Below are 19906 nucleotides of genomic sequence, written 5' to 3'. Positions count from 1 at the left end.
GAGCTCCGCCAAGCTACCGGCGAGTTGCGCCAGTTACCAGGGGTAAGCCACGCTCACCGGACGGGCCGGTCGATGCGGTAGACGTAGTGCGCGCGCCCGTCGGCGGGGTTGTCCGGTTCCAGCGAGACCTCGGCGACGCGCCGCAGGCCGGCCTTCTCCAGCGCCCGCCAGGACGCCCGGTTGGCGACGCTGACGGGCACGATGACCGCGGGGGCGTCCGGATGGTCGGCCCATGTCGCCTCGACGACGGCGCGGATCACGCGCCCGCCGAGGCCCTGCCCGGTCAGCAGCGGATCGCCGATCAGGTAGTCGACCGTCACCGCCCCGTCCGGTACGTCGACCCCGGCCGCCAGCTCGGCCCGGTAGTCGGGATAGTCGTCGAAGCGGCAGCGCTGCACGAGTCCGACCGGGCGGCCGTCGAGCAGCACGAGCAGGTCCTCCGAGGGCTCCTCCCCGCGGGCCGCGGGGCCGAAGTCGCGCTCGACCGCCGCCGCGCCGGTCTCGTGGTTCCACCAGCGCGCGACGTGCGGCTGCGCGAGCCACTGCCGCAGCTGCGGGAATTCGGCTTCGCGCACTCGACGCCAGGTGATCATCACAAGCCCTCCGCGGAACGCCCTCGGGCCGTCCGGCGGCCTCCGGTCGGCCGTCGGGCCCTGTCACTCCGGCCGCGGCGTCCACCCGCGGTCCCGGCCCGGACAGTACCGGGCCGGGACCGGGCGGGCGCGCGCTTTTCGGGCCGCCGCGGGGATCGCGTCAGGAGGCCGTCACCAGGACGACTTGGTCACCCCCGGCAGGAAGCCGGCGTGCGCCTGCTCCCGCATCCGGACCCGCGAGAGCCCGAACCGGCGCAGGTGGCCGCGCGGCCGTCCGTCGACGCCGTCGCGGTTGCGCACGCGGGTCGCACTCGCGTCGCGCGGCTGGCGGCGCAGCTCCGCGAGGGCGGCGCGGCGTTCCGCCTCCGTGGCCGACGGCCTGCGCAGGATCTCCTTCAGCTCGGCGCGCCGGGCCGCGTACCGCGCCACCGTCGCCTTGCGCTTCTCGTTCTGCGCGATCTTGCTCTTCTTGGCCATCAGACCGTCACCCCGCGCGCCCGGATCCGGGCCACGGCCGCCTCGACGCCGATCACGTCGACGGTCTTGACCGCCCTGGCGCTGAGGGTGAGGCGGACGTGCCGGCCTTCGCTCGGCAGCCAATAGCGCTTGCGCTGGATGTTGGGGTCGAAGCGGCGCGGGGAGCGCCGGTGCGAGTGGGAGATCGTGTTGCCGAATCCCGGCCGGGCGCCGGTGAGCTGGCAGTGGGCGGACACGCGGTGTTACCTGCCTCTCCCCCGAGGGGGCTAGATGAACATGATTTCCATTACCGTATACTAGCCGCATGGCACGCAACGAAGTCCGCCCGATCATCAAGCTGCGCTCCACCGCGGGCACCGGCTACACGTACGTCACGCGCAAGAACCGGCGTAACGACCCCGACCGGATGACCCTGCGCAAGTACGACCCGGCCGTCCGCCGGCACGTCGACTTCCGCGAAGAGCGCTGACGCCCCCGCACTCCCCCGTTCGAAAGAGCCACTCATGAAGCCTGGGATCCACCCCGCCTACGGGCCCGTCGTCTTCCGCGACAAGGCCGCCGGCCATGCCTTCCTCACCCGCTCCACCGCTACCAGCAACAAGACGGTGACCTGGGAGGACGGCAACACCTACCCCGTCATCGACGTGGAGATCTCCTCCGCGAGCCACCCCTTCTACACCGGCACCGCCCGCGTCCTGGACACCGCCGGCCGCGTCGAGCGCTTCGAACGGCGCTACGGGGGCGGCAAGTGACCCTGCCCGTCGTCCTCGTCGGAGGCCTGCACGCGGAGGCGCGCAGGGAGACCGTCGAGCACCTGCTGCGCACCGTGCCGGGCAGTGTCGCCCTGCACCACGACCTGTCCTCCGCGGCCGAGGGGACCGTACGCCGTACCCTGAGCGACGCCGGGGGCGAGATGTCCCGCGGCGAGGCGCCGCTCGTCAACGACTGCGCGTGTTGCGCGCTGCGCGAGGACCTCGTCCCCGAGCTGCTGCGACTGGCCGCGAGCGGCCTGACGCGGCTGGCCGTCGTCGAACTGTGGGACTCGGTCGAGCCGCGGGCGATGGCCGAGGTCGTCGTCGCCCACGGCGGCGAGGCGCTGCACCTCACCAACGTGGTCACCGCCGTCGACCCGGCCCTCGTCCTGCCGTACCTCGGCAACGGCGACGACCTCGCCGAGGCCGGGCTCGCCGCCGCGGCCACCGACCGGCGGACCGTGGGCGACACCTGGGCCCGGCAGCTCGAGTACGCGCCCGTGCTCGCGCTCGCCGACAGTGCCGGTGCCGGTGTCGAGGACGACGAGGCCCGCGCGCTGCTCACCCAGCTGCACCCCACTGCCCTCCGGGTGCCGAACGGGTCGGCCGAGCTGGCGCGGCTGGTCTTCGCCGGATTCGACGTGGAGAGCGCGGCGGCCGCGCAGCATCCGGCCTGTGCGCTGCTCCCGCAGGAAGCGGACGAGTCCGGCGTCGCCACCCTGGTGTGGCACCGCCGCCGGCCGTTCCACCCGGAGCGGCTCTACCAGGCGCTGGAGGATCTGACCTGCGCCGCGGCCCGCAGCCGCGGCCGGTTCTGGCTCGCCGACCGGCCCGACACGCTGCTCGCCTGGGACGCGGCCGGCGGCGCCCTGTGCGTCGAGAGCGCCGGGCCCTGGCTCGCCTCGCTGCCGGACGCCGCCTGGGAGATGGTCCCGCCGGTGCGCCGGGCCGCCGCCGCCCTCGACTGGCACCCCGAGCACGGCGACTGCTGCCAGCACCTGGTCTTCACCTCACCCGGGCTGGACCGCGACGGCCTCGAGCGGCTGCTCGACTCCTGCCTGCTCACCGATGCCGAGTACACCCCGGGGCCCGAGGCGTGGAAGCGGCTCCCGGCCGCCTTCGACCTGCTCCTGGACCCCGTCTCCTGACCACCCGCCTCCGGGAATCCGCTTCCCGGCCCCGGCCCGCCCGTCCCCCCGCCCGACCCGTGAAGGAACACCGATGGCCCGTCGCCCCGCCCCGCCCAAGCCGCTGAAGTCCCGCCCCAACCCGCTGGACGCGGCCGGGATCACGTACATCGACTACAAGGACACCGATCTGCTGCGGAAGTTCATCTCCGACCGCGGCAAGATCCGCAGCCGCCGGGTCACCCGGATCACCGCCCGGCAGCAGCGCCGGATCGCCGCCGCGGTCAAGAACGCCAGGGAGATGGCCCTGCTCCCGTACGCGGGGAGGTAGGACGGCCGCGGCCGGGCCGCATCGGCAGGCGTACCGATGCGGCCCGGCCGCGTCAGGGCTCAGAAGCCCAGTGCCCACCCGTCGAGGTAGCCGCCGAAGTAGTACCGCCGGTCGGAGACCCGCAGCTTCCACGTGCCGTTCGCGGTCTCCGCGGAGGCGTTGACGCCGTAGATGCCGATGACGTCCTGGCCGATGTCGCCCTCGCCCTCGGTCCTGATGCGGTACACCGAGCCGTCCGGTGCGATCAGTTCGATCCGCAGGTCGGTGCGCCACTGGTGCTTGATGTTCAGTTCGACGTCCAGCTCGGAAGGGGCCCGGCCGGGCACGCCGGTGACCTTCAGCGAGGACACGATCGTGTTGTCCTCGATGGTCTGGTCGGTGCGGTTGACGAAGCGCGGGCCGGGCGGGCGCGTGGGCGCGGTGCCCGCGTACAGCAGCCGGTTCGGCGAGCCGGGCCCGACGTCGCGCAGCGAACGCGTCCCGGCGGCCGCGATCAGGGCCTTGGCCACCGCCGCCGGGGTAGCCGTGCGGTGGGTGGACAGATGGAGGGCGGCCGCCCCCGCGACGTGCGGCGCGGCCATCGAGGTCCCGGACAGGATCGCCTCGTGCTCGTCGTACCAGCCGCCTGCCGACACGATGTCCGCGCCGGGTGCGAACAGGTCGACGAGCTTCCCGGTGTTGGAGAAGGAGGCCCGGCTGTCGTCGGAGGCGGTGGCCCCGACGGTGAGCGCCGTGGGCACGCGGGCCGGCGAGTGCTTCGAGGCGTCGACGCCGGCGTTCCCGGCCGCCACCGTGTACGTCAGCCCGGAGGCGATCGAGTTGCGCACCGCCTTGTCCAGCGCCACGTCCGGGTCGCCGCCCAGGCTCATGTTGACCACGGCGGGCTTGACCGCGCGCCAGGTGACCCAGTTGATCCCGGCCACGACCTGCTCGGTGGTGCCCTCGCCCTGGTTGTTCAGTACCCGCACGGCGACGATCTTGGCCTTCTTGGCGATCCCGTAGGCCTTGCCGGCCACCGTGCCCGCCACGTGGGTGCCGTGGCCGTGCCCGTCTTCCGCCGTGCCGCCGTCGATGGCGTCGAAGCCGTACCGGGCACGGCCTCCGAAGTCCTTGTGGGTGATGCGCACCCCGGTGTCGATCACGTAGACGGTGACGCCCTGTCCGGCGGTGGTCGGGTACACGAACCGCTTGTCCAGGGGCAGCCGCCTGCGGTCGACGCGGTCCAGGCCCCAGGAGGGCGGGTTGGGCTGGGTGGCGTCCAGCTTCAGGCGCCTGTTCTGCACCACGGCGGCGACGGCCGGATCCGCGGCGAGCCGCTGCGCCTGCCGCGGGGACAGCTCCACCGAGTAGCCCTGGAAGGCGGCGTCGAAGGTGCGCCGCAGGGTCCCGCCGTAGCGTGCGGCCAGTGCCGCACCCTGCCGGGGCGCGGCCATCGGGCCGGACTCCTTGAGCATGACGAGATAGCTGCCGGGCACCGCGTTGGCCGCGCCGGCGTAGTGGACGGTGCCTTCACCGGCGGACGCCGCTGCCGGCGGCGCCAGGCCGCCAGTGGCCGCCAGCGCGACGGCGAGCAGCACCGCGGCCGGGCCGCGGTGTAAGCGCATGCTGGAGAACATGACGTACTCCCCCCTCGTTCGCCCGCACCCCCCGGCGCGGGACGTGTCCGGCGCGACCCCGCGCCGGCGGCCCCGCGGCGCGCAGGCCGCGGGGTACTTCCCCGGCCACAGAGCCTGACTCACCCGGGGCCCGCCGACAAGACGGCCGACGTGACCGCATCGTCCGCGCCGGGTGGCGCCACCCCTGCCGCGGGCCGGACGGGCCGCGCTCGCGTTGCGCGGCCAGGGGCGAGGGGGCAGGGTCGAGTGGGCGGTTCATCGCAGGGAGGCCCCGATCATGACCATCGCCACCGTCGACCCCACGACCGGGCGGACGCTGAAGACCTTCGACCCGCTCGGCGCGGACGCCATCGAGCAGGCGCTCGCCGACGCGGCGCAGGCGTTCGCCTCGTACCGCCGCACGTCCTTCGCGGAACGCTCCGCGCTCCTGGTGCGCGCGGCGGAGCTTCTGGAGGAGGAGTCGGAGGACGTCGCGCGGACGATGACCACCGAGATGGGCAAGCCGCTGGCCGCCGCCCGCGCGGAGGCCGCCAAGTGTGCCAAGGCGATGCGCTGGTACGCCGAGCGCGCCGAGTCACTGCTGGCCGACGAACACCCGGCCGATGCCGACGTCCGCGACGCCAGGGCGTCGGCCGTACGGGTGTGCTACCGCCCGATCGGGGTGGTGCTCGCCGTCATGCCGTGGAACTTCCCGCTCTGGCAGGTCGTGCGGTTCGCCGCGCCCGCGCTCATGGCAGGCAACGTCGGCCTGCTCAAGCACGCCTCGAACGTCCCGCAGACCGCGCTCTACCTCGGCGGCCTGTTCCGGCGGGCCGGTTTCCCGCACGGCTGCTTCCAGACGCTGCTGATCGGATCCGGGGCCGTGGAGAAGGTGCTGCGCGACCCCCGGGTCGCCGCCGCCACCCTCACGGGCAGCGAGCCCGCCGGCCGGGCCGTGGCCTCCGTCGCCGGGGACGAGGTCAAGAAGACCGTGCTGGAGCTGGGCGGCAGCGATCCGTTCATCGTGATGCCGTCGGCCGACATCGCGCGGGCGGCGGAGACCGCCGTGACCGCGCGCGTGCAGAACAACGGCCAGTCGTGCATCGCCGCCAAGCGCTTCATCGTCCACGCGGACGTCTACGACGCGTTCGCCGAACGCTTCACGGCCGGCATGGCGGCGCTGACCGTGGGCGACCCGATGCAGGAGGCCACGGACGTCGGCCCGCTGGCCACCGAGTCCGGCCGCACCGACGTGGAGGAACTGGTCGACGACGCCGTGCGGCAGGGCGCCACCGTCCTGTGCGGCGGCCGCCGCCCGCCCGGCCGCGAGGAGGGCTGGTTCTACGAGCCGACGGTGCTGGCGGACATCACGCCGGACATGCGGATCGACCTGGAGGAGACCTTCGGGCCGGTGGCGACGCTGTACCGGGTGGACAGCCTGGACCAGGCCGTGGAGCGCGCCAACCACACGCCGTTCGGTCTCAGCGCGAACGTCTGGACCCGCGACGACGAGGACGTCGCGCGCTTCGTGCGCGACCTCGACTCCGGCGGCGTCTTCGTCAACGGCATGACCGCCTCCCACCCGGCGCTGCCGTTCGGCGGCGTCAAGCGCTCCGGGTACGGCCGGGAGCTGTCCGGCCACGGGATCAGGGAGTTCTGCAACATCACCACCGTCTGGCAGGCGCCGGACGGGAGCTGAGGGGTGCCGGGCCCTACAGCCCCGCGTCCCGGCACTGCGCCCGGGCCTCGGCGAGCCTGGTGGTCAGCGCGGACGCAGTGCCCGGTTCCGGCGGCGTGTGCGCGCCCGTTCCCTTCAGCCTCACCAGCTGGTCGTCCAGTTCCTGCTGCGCGCTGCGCGACAGCACCCAGCCCAGGGGGGCCTGGGCACCGGGGCCGCGTACGTTGGCGAGCGTGAGGTATCCGTCGCAGCCGAATGCCTCCAGGGCCCGCTGGCGCGCGCTCGCCTCGGCCGACCGTACGGCGGCGGACTTGCCCTTCAGCGGCACCAGGAGCTCCCGGGGGCGGCCCGGATGGGGTGCCGACGCCACGCTGGAATAGCCGTTGTCGATCTGGACGAGTACGGCCCTCACCGGCCGCGTCGCGGTGCCGGTGCCGTTCTTGCAGTTCTGCACGCCGGCAACCTGCCCGTTGTGGCACGCGATCAGCTCGCCGAGTTGCGCGTGCAGGTCGATGGCGGTCAGGCTGCCGGTGGCGTCGACGTACCCGCCGTCGATCACGGACACGGCGGCCCCCTCGTGGCCGCACGCGTCACCCGTCAGCCGCCCCGACGGGGTGATGAAGGGGAAACGTGCGGAAAGCAGCGCGGCGGTCGACCGGTTGACGTCGGCGCGCCCGCACAGGAATCCGGCGCGCAGGTCGATGAGTGCCGGTCCGCCCAGCCGGGGCTCTTCGCCCGGGGCGCCCTTCCGCTGGCGCAGCGCCTCGGGGCGCTGCGTGCAGGAGGTCGCCCCGACGGGGAGGTCATAGGCGCCGAGCCTGACGGGGGACGTCAGCACCCGGCATCCGCTCTCCGTCGCGCTGCCGTTGAGGATCGCCAGTGGCGTCCAGGGGGTCCCGGTGTCCTTCGGAAGCGTCCGCCAGGTCGCGTAGAAGGCGTCCCCCAGCTCTTCCTGTCGGCGTTCCCAGGACTTTTCGAGTACGGCCGCCCGGTCCTGGCCGCCGAACCCGACGAACGCCCGGAGCAGGTCGACGAACGCCAGCCAGGCCACCGCCTCGGAGAGGTGGTCCTGCCCGAAGACCTCCCGGTGGCTCGGTGCGTCCGGCGCGCCGGCCTCGGTACGCGCGATCCAGGACACCGCGCCGAGGCTTCCGCCCGAGACGCCGCTGACGGCGAAGACGGGGGCCCGTCCGCCCGCCGGAGTGCAGGAGGAGCCGGCGGGCGGGGCGACGGGGCCCGGCGGGAAGAGCCAGTCGAGAACGGACGCCGTCCAGTACGCTGCCCGGATCCCGCCGCCCGAGGCGGCCACGATCACCAGGGGTACGGGCTCGCTCGTACTCGGGGAGCCCTGCTTTTCGGAGCCGGCCGGTACGCTCGCGCAGTTGGCGACGGCCCAGCTCTGGAAGGCGGCTTCCAGACCCACTGCGTCGGCCAGGTGCGGCGCGTCGGCCTCGTTCCGGACACGTACGGCGTGTTGGCCTTCCGTGTCCATGACCGAGGCGACCACGAACCAGGCCAGCAGCAGCACGAAGACGGGCGTGCGCTCCAGCTGCAGGAGCCGGAATCCCGCGACCGGCGTGGCGCGTTCGGACCAGCGCTGCATCTCGTTGAAGGCGAAGAGCACCAGACCGAGGACCCCGGCCAGCACGGCCAGGGGGCCCACCCCGGCCGGTACGTTCCAGGTCACGTCCGCCCCGACGGTGCCGACGCAGGCGGCTGCGAACGCGACGAACAGCACGGCAAGGACGTAGTACGGCACGTGCCGGCGGTTCTCCGTGTCGGGCGGTTGCGCCCAGCCGCACCTGTCTTCGACCCGTTTCAGCACGTACGGGAGCAGGAGCCCGACCGCGGCAGCCAGCAGCCCGAGGACGACGAGGGCGACGGCGGACCCGCGCCGCGGTCCGACGATGGCGGGGGCGACGGCCGAGCTGACCGCGAACACGCCGAGCACCAGCAGCGGCAGCGCGGCGAGCCCGCGCGCGAGGGTCAGCTGCACCTCGGTCAGCAGGAACGTGATCGTGGTGTCTGCCGGGGTGCGGTCCCGGGCTGAGGCTGTGGTCGTGGGCGTGGGCTTGGTCCGGATAGTGGTCATCTCGGCGGCGCGCTGCTTCGTTCTCGTCTTGGCCGCCTCCTCTTCCTTGTCTTCCTCGTCTTCCCTATCGCCGTCTGCGCTCTTGCGGAAGCGGGCCCCGCCGATCCAGGACAGGACGAAAACGCAGCCGAGAACGATGGCCAGGGCCCGCAGGTTGGGCAGGTGCGGGACGAAGCTGAGACCCCCGCAGAGAACGGCTGCCAGCAGCACCGGCCACTGGGGGACCGGGCCCTGCATGTCCTCCTCGGCGACCGCGGCGCGGTACACGCTGCGCCACATGAACAGCGCCAGCAGGAAGACGGCGACCGGTGTGGCGACGAGGGGGCCCGGGTGATCGAGCATCCCGAGCAGGGCATCGGGCACCTGGTCGATCCCCACCCCCGCAGCCAGGATCAGCAGCAGGGCCGAGACGCCGAGTTGCAGCCGCAGTCCGGCGAGTTCCCGCCAGGGAGCGCCCTTGCCCACCCGGGTGTGCACGGCCAGCACGAGGAGGAGGAGCAGGGCCAGGCCCACGAGGACCCACTTGGCGAGGGCGGCCCAGCCCACCAGCTGGTAGAGGAAGCTGACGGTCCCCGTCCCCAGGCCGGTGCGGGCCAGCCAGTACTGGCCGATGCCCTCGACGACCTCGACCACGCCCAGGACGACGATCAGGACCCGGACGCGGGCCGGCCGGGTCGCCCGGTACAGCATCGCCGTCGCAGGGTCGACGGTCTCGGGATCCGGGGGGCTCGGGCACATCAGCGAACGGAGCGCGGCCACAGCCCGGTAGAGCAGCGCGAGGTAGAGCGCGACCATCATCAGGTCGAGTACCACGTACCAGCGGATGAGCTGCCGCGCCTGCGGCCCGCCCGCCTGGGGCGCGTCGGGCTGCCGGGGCCTGTCCGCGAAGGCGGCCACGCACTGCTTCACCCGGGGCCCGGGCCCGGGGTCCGCCTGGGGGGTCCGGCCGGCGCCGGCCGCACGCGTGTCCGGCAGTGCGTTGAACCACACGCACCACGCGGTGTACGCGTCGGCGCGTGCCTGCCCCGAGCCGGCGTTCAGCGTCACCAGGCTGCCCCAGGTCGCGGAGGGGTAGCCCGGGGCCTCGATCCGGCCGAGTGCGTCGTCGATCCGCCCCAGCACGATGAACAGGAGCGCCAGCAGGACCAGCGCGGGGGCCAGGAGTCGCCTTCCCCACTGCCGTGCAGGCGGTTGCGCGCCTCCGGTCATGTACGCTCCCCCGCTCCCGCTCGGTCGATGCCGCCATCGTGGTCGCATGGCTCGGCGCGCGTAAGCCGCCGAACGGGTCTCCCGCGCCGCGCCGTCGGCTACGGCTAAGGCACCGGGAGGGGCAGGCCGTCCAGGAGGACCGGTTCGCCGTCGGAGGTGACCGTACTGCCGCGCCGCAGGTCCACCGGGAACGTCCAGTGCACCGGCGAGTGGTTGGCGCTGCCCGTCGGGGTGTGACCCTGGCCGAGGGAAACGGACATGAGCCCGGCCGCCTTGGTGTCGATGAGGGAGTAGCCGACCGGTTCGCCGACGCGCTCGTTGAGGCCGAAGCCGATCTCGCCGATCCGCCCGGCCGCGTCGTCGACGGCGAGCGCCGCGGCCACCTGCTCCGCGCCCGACGAGCACTCCCAGTCGGCAACCCGGCCGGCCTCGAACCGCAGCCGCAGGTCGCGGACTTCGGTGTCGTGGAGGTACGCGGGCCCGCTCGCCCGGATCCAGCCGTGGACGCTGTCCTCCAGCGGGGCGATGCACAGTTCGCCGTCCGGGAGGTTCTGGCGGCCGCAGGAGTTGTCGACGGGGCGGCCGCGCAGCGACATCCGCAGGTCGGCGTCCGCGCCGGCGATGTGAAGGGTGCCGGCGCCGGCGAGGCGGTCCGCGATGCCCTGCTGGCGGCTGCGCACCCGGCGCCAGGCCGCGACCGGGTCGTCGGTGTCGGTGAGCATGACGCGGTGCACCAGGTCGGTGTACGCGTCCAGTGGCATGCCGGCCTGCCGGGCGTAGCCCTCGGTCGGGTAGTGCGTGGTGCACCGGCGCAACGTCCCGTCGGCGAGCCGGCGCAACTGCTGGTGGATGAGGGAGAAGCGGGAATCCTGGCGGGCCTCCTGGTCGGCCGGCGGATGGTCGCGCAGGGCGAAGGGGTTGTCCTCGGCTTCGATGCGCAGTACGGCGTCGGCCGTGTCGTAGAGGTGGACGAGCATCGGGTCGGCACGGCGGTGGAGCGCCGGGTCCCGGGTGGCTCCGAGCACGAGGGCGTCCTCGTCGGCGAGGTGGATGTAGACGGACGGCCGGGCGCCGCGGGCGAGGCACTGGGTGTACAGCTCGCGTACGAGCGGCTCGCCCGCCGGTCCGGTGGAGCGGATGAGGACGGTCTCGCCCGCCCGCACGCCGAGCGAGTGGTCGAGGAGGGTGCGGGCCAGGCGGGAGGTGCGGATGTCCGCCGCGGGGGTGGGGCCGGTCATCGGAAGTCGCCCTCCAGGAGGGTGTCGAGTACGTCGGTGGCGAAGGACCAGCCGCCGTCCGGCTGGAAGTTGTGGACGAGTGCGACTCCGGCCCGGCCGTCGTCGGTGGCCTGGAGCTGGCAGCCGGATCCGCGGATGCCGCCGGGGTGGCCGTGCCGCGGGATCCCGCGGCGGGTGCCGACGTACAGTCCGAGGCCGTAGCCGTCGAGCTCCTCGCCCTGCGTCGAGGCGTGCCGGACCTTCATCTGCGCGGGCACGTGCCGCAGGAAGCGCACGAGGTCGGCGGCGCTGCTGTAGGCGAATCCGGCGGCGGCGTACACCGCGTGGTCGTAGGCCGGGCGTACGACGGCGGCCGGGCTGCCCTCGTGGCACTGGGCGGGGGCCCAGGTGACGGCGTCGGCCAGCCGCCAGGAGGTGCGGGTCATGCCGAGCGGGCGCAGCACGAGCTGCTCGACGAGGTCGGCCATGGGGGTTCCGGTGGCCCGTTCCGCGACGTGGGAGGCGAGGGCGATGCCGGGGTTGCTGTACCGCCAGGGGCGGGGCTCGGGCGTACGGTCCGCCGGGACGGGCGGCAGCTCGCCGGCCCAGCGCGCCAGGGCGTCCGGGCCGGCAGGGCCGTACAGGTTGCCGGGCGTGATCGGGTCGGTGGGGAAGCCGCCGGTGTGGCTGAGCAGCCGGCGCAGGGTCGTGCCCCAGGGCAGCGGGTCGTCGAGGGGCAGGCCTGCGGCCAGGATCGCGGCGGTGGTGAGCGGCTTGGTCGTCGAGCCGATGCGGAACGGCGTGTCGACGGTGACCGGCACCGGCTGTTCGATGTCGGCGACCCCGGCGGCCGCGGTCAGGACCCGGTCGTCCTTCCAGGCAGCCAGAGCGGCGCCGGGGATGCCTGCCCGGCGGATTTCATCCGCGAGCAGTTCTGCGAGTTTTCCCATGTGAAAGACGGTAGAGCGAAACAAGTTCCGGTACAATCATGTCTTGTATGGACACAACTTGGCGGCCCCGTCCGGCCCCCGGCAGCGGCCCTCTCTACCGGCGGCTCGCCGACGGCATCGCCCGTGACATCGAGGCGGGCCTGCTGCCCGACGGCTGGCGCCTGCCGACCGTGCGGGCGGTGGCCCACCGGCTCGCCGTCACCCCGGGCACGGTCTCGCGCGCGTACACGGAGCTGAGCCGGCGCGGCCTGACCAGCGGGGAGGCGGGGCGCGGCACGTTCGTCCGGGCGGGCCGGGGGGTGACGGGCTTCGATGCGGACGCCCGGGGCGGCGCCGGGGTCGTGGACCTGTCCGGGAACTGGGCCGCTCCCCCGCCGTCGGCTCTGCTCGACGAGCTCGGCGGGGCCTGGACCCACGGGCAGCTCTCGACCCTGCTGGGCACCGGTGTGGCGCGGGACGCGGACGCGCTCGGCGCCGACTATCTGGACGCGTTCGGGCTGCGCGTGCCCGGACAGCGGGTGATCACCGTCTCGGGCGGCCAGCACGCGCTGTTCACGGCCCTCGCCTCCCTGACCCGCGCAGGGGACCGGATCGCCGTCGACGCCCTGGCCAACCCCGGGGTCGGCGCCGCCGCCCGGCTGCTCGGGCTGCGGCCGGTGCCCGTGGCGCACGACGGAGACGGAATGCGGCCGGACGCGCTGGCCGCCGCGGCGGTCCACGCCTCCGTCGTGGTCACGTCCGCCACGCTGCACAATCCGACCGGGGTGACGGTGCCCGCCGGCCGCCGCGCCGAGCTGGCCGAGGTTGTGCGGGCCTGTGGGCTCACGCTCGTCGAGGAGGATCCCTTCGGCCCGCTGGCCAAAGGCGCTCCGGCGCCGGTGAGCACGCTCGCCCCCGAGCGCAGCGTGTATCTGGCCAGCACCAGCAAGGCGGTTGCCCCCGGTCTGCGGCTGGCGTTCCTGAGCTGTCCTCCCGCGCTCGGCGACGGCATGGCGGCGGCCGCCCGGGGAAGCGCCTGGACGCCGGCGTCCCTCGTCGTGGACCTCGTGCACCGCTGGCTCGTCGACGGGCTGGTGGCGCGGCTGGCCGAGGGGCGCCGGGCCGAGTCCGCCGCGCGGCTCGGCCTCGTACGGGAACTGCTCCCCGGGGCGCGGCGCTGCGCCGTGGGAGGTGCGCACGCCTGGGTGGACCTCGGGCGCGGGGAGGACGGGGCGGAGTTCGCGGCGCGGGCGCGGGCCCGGGGTGTGGCCGTGGCGCCCGAGGGCGAGTTCGGCGGCGTACGGCCGGGCTTCCGCATCGGGCTGGGCGCGCCGAACTCACGGGCGGAACTGACCCGGGGCCTGCAGCGGCTCGCCGCGCTGCTCGAGGCCGCCGCCCGCTGATCCGCATGCTGCGGGCGGCAGTCGGCGACGGCCCGTACGACGAGGGGGTGTCAGCGCTCTTCCAGCACCGCCCGGATCACGTGCCGGGCGTTGTGCGCCATGGCCGGGTTCGTGGTGCGGTAGTACGGCAGCGCGATCAGCGCCTGCGAGAGCGTCCGCGCCCGGCCACTGATCCAGGTCGCGTCGTCCACGCCGAGCTTCTCGCGGAAGACCTCCCGCGCGCCGGGCGGCAGCAGGTTCCACGCGGGGAAGAGGTCGCAGGCCGGATCGCCCACGCCCATGCACCCGAAGTCGATCACCGAGGTCAGCCGGCCGCCTTCCACGAGCAGGTTGCCCGGCATCAGATCGGCGTGCAGCCACACCGGCGGCGCGTCGCGGTCCGGGGCCCTCACCGCCTCGTCCCAGACGGCGGCCACGGCATCGCAGTCGACGCCCTCCTGCGGGATCCCGCGCAGCTGCTCGATGGCCGCGCGCGTCGACGCGTCGAGCGAGGCGAGGGGCCCGCCGCGGTAGGCGGCCGGCGCCCCCGGCAGGGTGAGGCCGCGCATCGCCGCGACGAAGTCCGCCAGGTCCCCGGCCAGCAGTACGGGCTCGTCGAGCGCGCCCGCACGGGGGTTCTCCCCCGCCAGCCAGCGGTACACCGACCACGGCCACGGGTAGCCTTCGGCGGGCTCGCCGGCCCCGAGCACCTCGGGGACGGCCGCGGGCAGCCGGGGCGCGAGCCGGGGCAGCCAGGCCTGCTCCGTCGGTACGTCCCCGGCTCCGCCCTTCACCAGCGGCAGCCGTACGACCATGCCGTCGCCCAGCCGGTACATGCCGTTGACCGTGCCGCCGGACGGAAACCGCTGCACCGGCAGGCCGGCCCACTGGGGGAACTGCCCTGCGACCAGCCGCCGTACGAGGTCGTCGTCGACGGGGTGCGGGCCGGGGTGCGGGTGTCCTGTGCTCATGACCGCCATCCGATCGCCGGACGCGTGCGGGGTCAATCGGTTTTCCGGGGGCCGGACTTGCCCGGCTTACCCGTCGCCGGCGTGCCGTACGTGCAGGTGGCCGCCGAGGGGGTGGGCGGGCGGTGCCGCGGGCAGGAGGCTGTCGAAGGCGTACCGGCTCTTCTCGGCGACGCGGCACGATGCCGAGTTGTCGACCTGGTGGAGGAGTTCGAGGCGCTCCAGCCCGTCGTGCCCGAAGGTGCCGAAGGCCCACTCCGTGAGCACCTCCAGTGAGCGGGGCGCCACGCCGCGGCCGCGGGCGTGTGCCGCGGTCCAGTAGCCCACCCCGGCCGCCGGCTTGCCGGGCACGAGGTCCTTCAGGACGGCGTTGCCCACCAACAGGCCCCCGTCCACTCCGGGCCGGGTCTCGAGCACGGCGAATCCGAACCGGTCCCCGGCCGCCCAGCCGCGCTGCTGGTCCTCGACGTACCGTTCCGCGTCGGCCTCGCTCTCCACGGGCGAGCTGATCCAGTGACGCATGGCGGCGTCCTGCCACACCCGGACCAGGGCGGCGGCGTCCTGCATGCACCAGGGCCGGAGTACGAGAGGGGGAGCGGACGGCGTCGCGTCCGCCTTCAGCACGACGGAGGCGTTCACCACATGATCATATGCATCGGCGCTCCGGCGGGACGCCGGACCTGCCGCCGGTCGGGTTCCGCTCGAGTTCCGGGCCGGTCCGGCAGCTGCGAACCGGCACCCAGGCATCAACGGGGGTTGATGCCGGTAAACTCTCGTCAATTGCTGTCAGGGGACGGAGCGGTGCGTCCCCGTCGTTTCTGCGGTCGGGACCAACGGGGGTTCGGATGAGTGACAGGTCTGTTCCCGATCCGGTCGGGACCGTCAGGCGCATCGTCGCGCTGCTGGAGCGTGCAGGGCTCGACCGGGGCGACGTACTGCGCGTCGAGGGGAAGGGCGGGCTGTCCTACGCCTCCGGCCTGCCGGAGGAGGACGTGGAGGCGCTGCTCCGCGGGGCGCCCGTACCGTCCGCAGCGGCTCCCGGTGCGACGCCGGACCCGGTGGAGCAGCGCCACCGTCAGGTGGTGGCCAGGATCCTGTTCCTGCGCAGGACCCGGCTGAAGGTGTCCCCGGACGGCAGCCGCCGCGTCTACTCGCTGGCGGAGATCGCGGCCGGCGCGGGCACGAGCGCACAGTGGCTCGACAAGATGATCAAGACGGGCAAAGCGCCCAATCTCGACCACGCCGCCGGCATCGCCGACTTTTTCGGGGAGAAGATCGAGTTCCTGATGGCCCCGCCCGCCGAGGCCCTGGACCGCGTGCTCCAGCAGATCCACAAGGACCTCCTGGAACGCACCGTCGAGCGCCAGGAGGAAGACCTCCGGCGGCTCAACGGCCCCGGCTCGGCCGAGGACCTGAGCGCGAACTTCGGCGTCGTCAGCTATGCGGCGCGCGCGCTGGCCGACGTACCCGACGACACCGCGCAGCCGATCATCGCTCTGATCGAGTCCATCGCCAGGCGATCCCGCGAGGAACGCGCCCGGGAGTCCGGGGCGTAGGTGCAGACCCCCGTTCTGCACCTACGCCGGTGAACGCCTCGCCCCCGTACAGCCGCTCCGGCGCCCCGCCGGGGCGGCGACGTCGAGCCGTTCGAGTGAGACCGTAGTCGCTGAACGGCCAGGAATCAACTACAGATGAATTGATCTCATCCATAGTTGATTTCCGGACGGCCCCGTCAGGCTGCCAGGACACGCTCCAGCGTCGCCCGGCCTGCGGGCCCCCAGGTCTTCTTGCCGCCGGGCAGCCCCCGCTCCCCGGCCCGGCCGATGGCGACGAGGCCGAGACCGCGCAGGACCGCCCAGCCGCGGGCACGCCGGACCGTCGCGGCGTCCGCTTTCGCGTACGCGTCGAAGAAGCCCGCGGCCGCGCCTGCGGGGAGCAGGAGCCACGCGGCGGCGAGGTCCGTCGCCGGATCGCCCGCGCAGAGTTCCCCGAAGTCGATCACGCCTGCGAGCGTCCCTTCCGCGACGACGACGTTGGCCGGGTGGAGGTCGCCGTGGAGCCACACCGGCGGGCCCTCCCAGAGGGGAGCCGCGAGCGCCTCGTCCCAGACATTCCCGAGGGCGCGGGAGACCCGGGGGTCGAGGGCCTGGAACTGCTCGTCCAGGTCGTGCGCGAGCGCTGCGAGGGGAACCCCGCGCTCCGGGTTCACCGGCGCCCCGGCCGGCGCCTCCCGGTGGAGCGCCCCCAGGAAGCCCGCCAGGGCCCCGGCCGCGTGCGGGCCGTCGGTGACGGGCGTGCGGTCGCCCGGCTCCCCGGGAACCCACCGCGCGATGGTCCACGTCTTCGGGAAGAGGGCGGTCGGTTCGCCGATCCGCACGGGCGTCGGAACCGGGAGCGGAAGGCCCGGGGCGAGGAGGGGCAGCCAGTCGTGCTCCTTGCGGAGCAGGTCCGGCGCGCGCGGCGTGCGCGGCAGGCGCACGGCCAGCTCGTCGCCGAGGCGCCACAGCCGGTTGTCCCAGCCGCCGTCGACCGGGCGCAGTGCCATCCCGGCGAGGTCCGGATGCTGCTCGTGCAGGAGGGAGCGGACCCCGTCCTCGTCCCACTCGATGGTGTCCACGGATGGAACTCCTGTCCTGGTACGGCCTGTGGCGTTCGCCTGTCGCCTCGCGGGAGCCATGATCACCCGGATGGGTCCCCGGAGCTCCACCCCGGCGGCCGGCCGCGCCCGTCCGCGGTCCTCAGGAGGTGGCCGTGGGCGGGAGGGAGGCCGGTGCGGGCGCGTGTCCCGGTGACGGGCGGAGGGCGAGGACCATCGTGAGGCCCCCGCCGGGGGTGTCCTCTGCGGTGAGGGTGGCTCCGATGGCTTCCGCGAAGCCGCGGGCGACGGCGAGGCCGAGGCCCACCCCCGCACCCCGTGGGGCGTCGCCGTACCGCTGGAAGGGGGCGAAGATACGGTCCTTCGCCTCGTCGGGGACGCCGGGGCCGCGGTCGATGACGCGCAGTTCGACCCGGTCCGCGATGGCGCTGGCGGACACCAGGACGGTCTGGCCGGCCGGGCTGTACTTGACGGCGTTCTCCACGATGTTGGCGACGGTGCGCTCCAGCAGGCCCGGGTCCACGGAGACCATGGGGAGGTCTTCGGGGATATCCAGTTCGACGCTCTCCTCGGGTACGCCGCCCAGGGCCATCGGGACCACCTCGTCGAGGTCGATCTGCCGGATGACGAGGCTGACCGTGCCGGTCTGCAGGCGGGACATGTCCAGGAGGTTGTCGACGAGGTTGCCCAGCCGGTCGGCGCCGATCTCGATGCCCTCGAGGAGTTCGGCCCGGTCCTGCTCGGACCACTCGACGTCGCCGGAGCGCAGCGAGGAGACGTTCGCCTTGATGCCGGCGAGCGGGGTGCGCAGGTCGTGGCTGACCGCGGCGAGCAGGGCGGTGCGGATCTTGTTGCCCTCGGCGAGGCCGCGGGCGGCCTCCGCCTCGACGACGAGCCGCTGGCGGTCGAGCACGACGACGGCCTGGGCGGCGAAGGCTCCCAGGATCCGGCGGTCCTCGGCGGGCAGGACCCGGCCGGAGAGGGCGAGGGCCATGTTCTCGCCGATGGGGGTGTCCACGTCGGCGTCCTCCGGGCGCTCGACCGGCGACGGGCCCACGCTGCCCGTGCAGGTCCACGGTTCCACGTCGCTCGCGCGCTCCAGGAGGGCCACGGACTCCATGGCGAAGGTCTCGCGGATGCGTTCGAGCAGGGCGTCGAGGCTGGTCTCGCCGCGCAGGAGGCTGCCGGCGAGGAGGGTGAGGATCTCGGACTCGGCCCGCAGCCGGGCGGCCTGGTGGGTGCGGCGGGCCGCGAGGTCCACCACGGAGGCGACCGATACCGCGACCCCGAAGAAGATCGCGATGGCGACGATGTTCTTGGGGTCCGCGACGGTCAGGGTGTGGATCGGCGGGGTGAAGTAGTAATTGAGCAGCAGGGAGCCGACGGCCGCCGAGGCGAGGGCAGGCCGCAGTCCGCCGAGGAGGGCGGCCGCCACGGTGAGGGCCAGGAAGAGCAGGACGTCGTTGGCCAGCCCCGGCCCGCCGTCCATGACGTACAGCAGGAGGGTGAGCAGGGCGGGGCCGAGGACGCCGACGAGCCAGCCCCAGAGGATGCGCGAGCGGTCCAGCCGGGTGGTGCGTGCGACGGGCAGTCCGCGGCCCTTGGCGACTTCCTCGTGGGTGACGATGTGGACGTCGAGGTCGGGCCCGGATTCGCGGGCGACGGTGGCACCGACGCCGGGGCCGAAGACGTACTGCCAGGCCTTGCGGCGGCTGGAGCCGAGCACGATCTGGGTGGCGTTGACGCCGCGCGCGAACTCCAGCAGGGCGCTGGGCACGTCGTCGCCGATCACGTGGTGGAAGGTACCGCCGAGGTCCTCGGCCAGGGTCCGCTGGACGGCCAGTTCCTTGGGGGAGGCCGATGTCAGGCCGTCGCTGCGGGAGATGTAGACGGCGAGGACCTCGCCGCCGGCGCCCTTCTCCGCGAGCCGGGTCGCCCGGCGGATGAGCGTACGGCCCTCCTTGCCGCCGGTCAGGCCGACGACGATGCGTTCGCGGGCCTGCCAGGTGGAACGGATGTCGTGCTCGCCCCGGTACTCGCGCAGGTACTCGTCGACCCGGTCTGCGGTCCACAGCAGGGCGAGCTCGCGCAGGGCGGTGAGGTTGCCGGGGCGGAAGTAGTTGGACAGGGCCGCGTCGACCTTGTCCGGCTTGTAGATGTTGCCGTGGGCCATCCGGCGCCGCAGCGCCTGCGGGGACATGTCGACCAGCTCGATCTGGTCCGCGCGCCGGACCACCTCGTCCGGAACGGTCTCCTTCTGGCGCACGCCCGTTATCGCCTCGACGACGTCGCCGAGGGATTCCAGGTGCTGGATGTTGACGGTGGAGACGACGTCGATGCCCGCGTCGAGGAGCTCTTCCACATCCTGCCAGCGCTTGGCGTTGCGCGAGCCGGGGACGTTGGTGTGGGCCAGCTCGTCGACGAGGGCGACGGCGGGACGGCGGGCGAGGACGGCGTCGACGTCCATCTCCGTGAAGACGGCGTCGCGGTAGCCGAGCTCCCGGCGGGCGGTCTGCTCCAGGCCGTGCAGCATCACCTCGGTGCGCGGCCGGTTGTGGTGCTCGACGAAGGCGACGACGACGTCGGTGCCCCGCTCGGACCGGCGGTGCGCCTCGGAGAGCATCGCGTACGTCTTGCCGACGCCGGGTGCCGCGCCGAGGTAGATCCGGAACTTGCCGCGTCCCATGGTGTGAAGCCGTTCCTGCATGTCGGTTGTGCAGCCCGTGCCGGTGGTTTCCGGACAGCCTGACCTTGAGAAAACAGCCTGCTCCGGCCCGCGAAGACGTCCTTGACGGGCCCCATACGCCCCCGGGCGCAACTTTGACGCGTCCTTAACGGCCCCCGCCCCCGCACGGCCCGCGTCCGGGCGGGGGGGGGGGGGGGGGGGGGGGGGGGGGGGGGGGGGGGGGGGGGGGGGGGGGGGGGGGGGGGGGGGGGGGGGGGGGGGGGGGGGGGGGGGG

Annotated in this window: 18 protein-coding genes; 7 read left to right on the top strand and 11 right to left on the bottom strand. The window is 73.9% G+C overall.

What is annotated here, in order from left to right; genetic code table 11:
- Nucleotides 1–53 precede the first annotated feature (53 nt).
- The 3 genes from ACZ7H1_RS04310 to rpmB all read right to left on the bottom strand — a co-directional run bounded on the left by ACZ7H1_RS04310 (nt 54) and on the right by rpmB (nt 1306).
- Nucleotides 54–593 carry a GNAT family N-acetyltransferase gene (locus tag ACZ7H1_RS04310; RefSeq protein WP_470783616.1) on the bottom strand — a complete coding sequence of 180 codons (540 nt, stop codon included), beginning with the start codon at nt 591–593 and terminating at the stop codon, nt 54–56.
- A 171-nt stretch (nt 594–764) separates the two neighbouring features.
- Nucleotides 765–1070, bottom strand: coding sequence for a 30S ribosomal protein S14 (gene rpsN, locus ACZ7H1_RS04305; RefSeq protein ID WP_470783614.1), 306 nt, complete (start codon nt 1068–1070; stop codon nt 765–767).
- Entirely contained in the window at nt 1070–1306 is a 237-nt protein-coding gene (rpmB, locus tag ACZ7H1_RS04300; RefSeq protein WP_470783612.1) for a 50S ribosomal protein L28, read from the bottom strand. Before rpmB ends, rpsN begins: the two co-directional genes overlap by 1 nt.
- 68 nt (nt 1307–1374) lie before the next feature.
- On the opposite strand from rpmB, the gene rpmG reads away from it, so the two are divergent.
- The 4 genes from rpmG (at nt 1375) to rpsR (ending at nt 3280) form a co-directional block, all read left to right on the top strand.
- The gene (rpmG, locus tag ACZ7H1_RS04295; protein WP_470783610.1) at nt 1375–1539 is read left to right on the top strand and encodes a 50S ribosomal protein L33; all 165 of its coding nucleotides are present in this window, start codon (nt 1375–1377) and stop codon (nt 1537–1539) included.
- A gap of 34 nt (nt 1540–1573) precedes the next feature.
- Nucleotides 1574–1822, top strand: a complete 249-nt coding sequence (locus ACZ7H1_RS04290) for a type B 50S ribosomal protein L31 (RefSeq protein ID WP_470783608.1) — start codon at nt 1574–1576, stop codon at nt 1820–1822.
- Nucleotides 1819–2970, top strand: a complete 1152-nt coding sequence (locus ACZ7H1_RS04285) for a CobW family GTP-binding protein (RefSeq protein ID WP_470783606.1) — start codon at nt 1819–1821, stop codon at nt 2968–2970. Before ACZ7H1_RS04290 ends, ACZ7H1_RS04285 begins: the two co-directional genes overlap by 4 nt.
- 73 nt (nt 2971–3043) lie before the next feature.
- Entirely contained in the window at nt 3044–3280 is a 237-nt protein-coding gene (rpsR, locus tag ACZ7H1_RS04280) for a 30S ribosomal protein S18 (RefSeq protein WP_470783604.1), read from the top strand.
- Between the two features lie 59 nt (nt 3281–3339).
- Here the strand turns inward: rpsR and ACZ7H1_RS04275 are convergent, their stop codons facing one another.
- Nucleotides 3340–4896 carry a S8 family peptidase gene (locus ACZ7H1_RS04275; RefSeq protein ID WP_470783602.1) on the bottom strand — a complete coding sequence of 519 codons (1557 nt, stop codon included), beginning with the start codon at nt 4894–4896 and terminating at the stop codon, nt 3340–3342.
- A 277-nt stretch (nt 4897–5173) separates the two neighbouring features.
- Here ACZ7H1_RS04275 and ACZ7H1_RS04270 point away from each other — a divergent pair, with 277 nt between their 5' ends.
- Nucleotides 5174–6574 (top strand): NADP-dependent succinic semialdehyde dehydrogenase, encoded by a 1401-nt coding sequence (locus ACZ7H1_RS04270; RefSeq protein ID WP_470783600.1) that lies wholly within the window; start codon nt 5174–5176, stop codon nt 6572–6574.
- Nucleotides 6575–6587: 13 nt separating this feature from the next.
- Here ACZ7H1_RS04270 and ACZ7H1_RS04265 read toward each other — a convergent pair whose 3' ends face one another.
- The 3 genes from ACZ7H1_RS04265 to ACZ7H1_RS04255 all read right to left on the bottom strand — a co-directional run bounded on the left by ACZ7H1_RS04265 (nt 6588) and on the right by ACZ7H1_RS04255 (nt 12021).
- Nucleotides 6588–9854 carry a hypothetical protein gene (locus ACZ7H1_RS04265; protein ID WP_470783598.1) on the bottom strand — a complete coding sequence of 1089 codons (3267 nt, stop codon included), beginning with the start codon at nt 9852–9854 and terminating at the stop codon, nt 6588–6590.
- Nucleotides 9855–9958: 104 nt separating this feature from the next.
- Entirely contained in the window at nt 9959–11092 is a 1134-nt protein-coding gene (locus ACZ7H1_RS04260; protein WP_470783596.1) for an aminopeptidase, read from the bottom strand.
- On the bottom strand, nt 11089–12021 hold the full coding sequence (locus ACZ7H1_RS04255; protein WP_470783594.1) for a serine hydrolase domain-containing protein: 933 nt from the start codon (nt 12019–12021) through the stop codon (nt 11089–11091). Before ACZ7H1_RS04255 ends, ACZ7H1_RS04260 begins: the two co-directional genes overlap by 4 nt.
- A 47-nt stretch (nt 12022–12068) precedes the next feature.
- On the opposite strand from ACZ7H1_RS04255, the gene ACZ7H1_RS04250 reads away from it, so the two are divergent.
- Nucleotides 12069–13403: an aminotransferase-like domain-containing protein gene (locus tag ACZ7H1_RS04250; RefSeq protein WP_470783592.1), complete on the top strand. Its 1335-nt coding sequence runs from the start codon at nt 12069–12071 to the stop codon at nt 13401–13403.
- A gap of 50 nt (nt 13404–13453) precedes the next feature.
- Here ACZ7H1_RS04250 and ACZ7H1_RS04245 read toward each other — a convergent pair whose 3' ends face one another.
- Together ACZ7H1_RS04245 and ACZ7H1_RS04240 are read right to left on the bottom strand one after the other, a co-directional pair.
- Nucleotides 13454–14353, bottom strand: coding sequence for an aminoglycoside phosphotransferase family protein (locus ACZ7H1_RS04245; protein WP_470783590.1), 900 nt, complete (start codon nt 14351–14353; stop codon nt 13454–13456).
- A gap of 66 nt (nt 14354–14419) precedes the next feature.
- A complete protein-coding gene (locus ACZ7H1_RS04240; RefSeq protein ID WP_470783588.1) occupies nt 14420–14989 on the bottom strand; it encodes a GNAT family N-acetyltransferase in 570 nt (189 codons plus the stop codon).
- 206 nt (nt 14990–15195) lie between these two features.
- Between ACZ7H1_RS04240 and ACZ7H1_RS04235 the strand changes: the two genes are divergently transcribed.
- Complete coding sequence (locus ACZ7H1_RS04235) at nt 15196–15906, top strand: hypothetical protein (protein ID WP_470783586.1); 711 nt, start codon at nt 15196–15198, stop codon at nt 15904–15906.
- Nucleotides 15907–16082: 176 nt separating this feature from the next.
- Here the strand turns inward: ACZ7H1_RS04235 and ACZ7H1_RS04230 are convergent, their stop codons facing one another.
- A complete protein-coding gene (locus ACZ7H1_RS04230; RefSeq protein WP_470784008.1) occupies nt 16083–16958 on the bottom strand; it encodes a phosphotransferase in 876 nt (291 codons plus the stop codon).
- Nucleotides 16959–17088: 130 nt separating this feature from the next.
- Nucleotides 17089–19632: a DUF4118 domain-containing protein gene (locus tag ACZ7H1_RS04225; protein WP_470784006.1), complete on the bottom strand. Its 2544-nt coding sequence runs from the start codon at nt 19630–19632 to the stop codon at nt 17089–17091.
- Between the last annotated feature and the right edge of the window lie 274 nt (nt 19633–19906).

The sequence above is a fragment of the Streptomyces sp. NPDC037401 genome, assembly GCF_055602345.1.
This window is presented reverse-complemented; position numbering and strand designations above follow the sequence as displayed.

What these genes read in the sequence shown, in the direction of transcription:
- ACZ7H1_RS04310 (WP_470783616.1), bottom strand. Translation starts at nt 593, where the DNA reads ATGATCACCTGGCGTCGAGTGCGCGAAGCCGAATTCCCGCAGCTGCGG.
- rpsN (WP_470783614.1), bottom strand. Translation starts at nt 1,070, where the DNA reads ATGGCCAAGAAGAGCAAGATCGCGCAGAACGAGAAGCGCAAGGCGACG.
- rpmG (WP_470783610.1), top strand. Translation starts at nt 1,375, where the DNA reads ATGGCACGCAACGAAGTCCGCCCGATCATCAAGCTGCGCTCCACCGCG.
- ACZ7H1_RS04290 (WP_470783608.1), top strand. Translation starts at nt 1,574, where the DNA reads ATGAAGCCTGGGATCCACCCCGCCTACGGGCCCGTCGTCTTCCGCGAC.
- rpsR (WP_470783604.1), top strand. Translation starts at nt 3,044, where the DNA reads ATGGCCCGTCGCCCCGCCCCGCCCAAGCCGCTGAAGTCCCGCCCCAAC.
- ACZ7H1_RS04275 (WP_470783602.1), bottom strand. Translation starts at nt 4,896, where the DNA reads ATGTTCTCCAGCATGCGCTTACACCGCGGCCCGGCCGCGGTGCTGCTC.
- ACZ7H1_RS04270 (WP_470783600.1), top strand. Translation starts at nt 5,174, where the DNA reads ATGACCATCGCCACCGTCGACCCCACGACCGGGCGGACGCTGAAGACC.
- ACZ7H1_RS04265 (WP_470783598.1), bottom strand. Translation starts at nt 9,854, where the DNA reads ATGACCGGAGGCGCGCAACCGCCTGCACGGCAGTGGGGAAGGCGACTC.
- ACZ7H1_RS04260 (WP_470783596.1), bottom strand. Translation starts at nt 11,092, where the DNA reads ATGACCGGCCCCACCCCCGCGGCGGACATCCGCACCTCCCGCCTGGCC.
- ACZ7H1_RS04255 (WP_470783594.1), bottom strand. Translation starts at nt 12,021, where the DNA reads ATGGGAAAACTCGCAGAACTGCTCGCGGATGAAATCCGCCGGGCAGGC.
- ACZ7H1_RS04250 (WP_470783592.1), top strand. Translation starts at nt 12,069, where the DNA reads ATGGACACAACTTGGCGGCCCCGTCCGGCCCCCGGCAGCGGCCCTCTC.
- ACZ7H1_RS04245 (WP_470783590.1), bottom strand. Translation starts at nt 14,353, where the DNA reads ATGAGCACAGGACACCCGCACCCCGGCCCGCACCCCGTCGACGACGAC.
- ACZ7H1_RS04235 (WP_470783586.1), top strand. Translation starts at nt 15,196, where the DNA reads ATGAGTGACAGGTCTGTTCCCGATCCGGTCGGGACCGTCAGGCGCATC.
- ACZ7H1_RS04225 (WP_470784006.1), bottom strand. Translation starts at nt 19,632, where the DNA reads ATGGGACGCGGCAAGTTCCGGATCTACCTCGGCGCGGCACCCGGCGTC.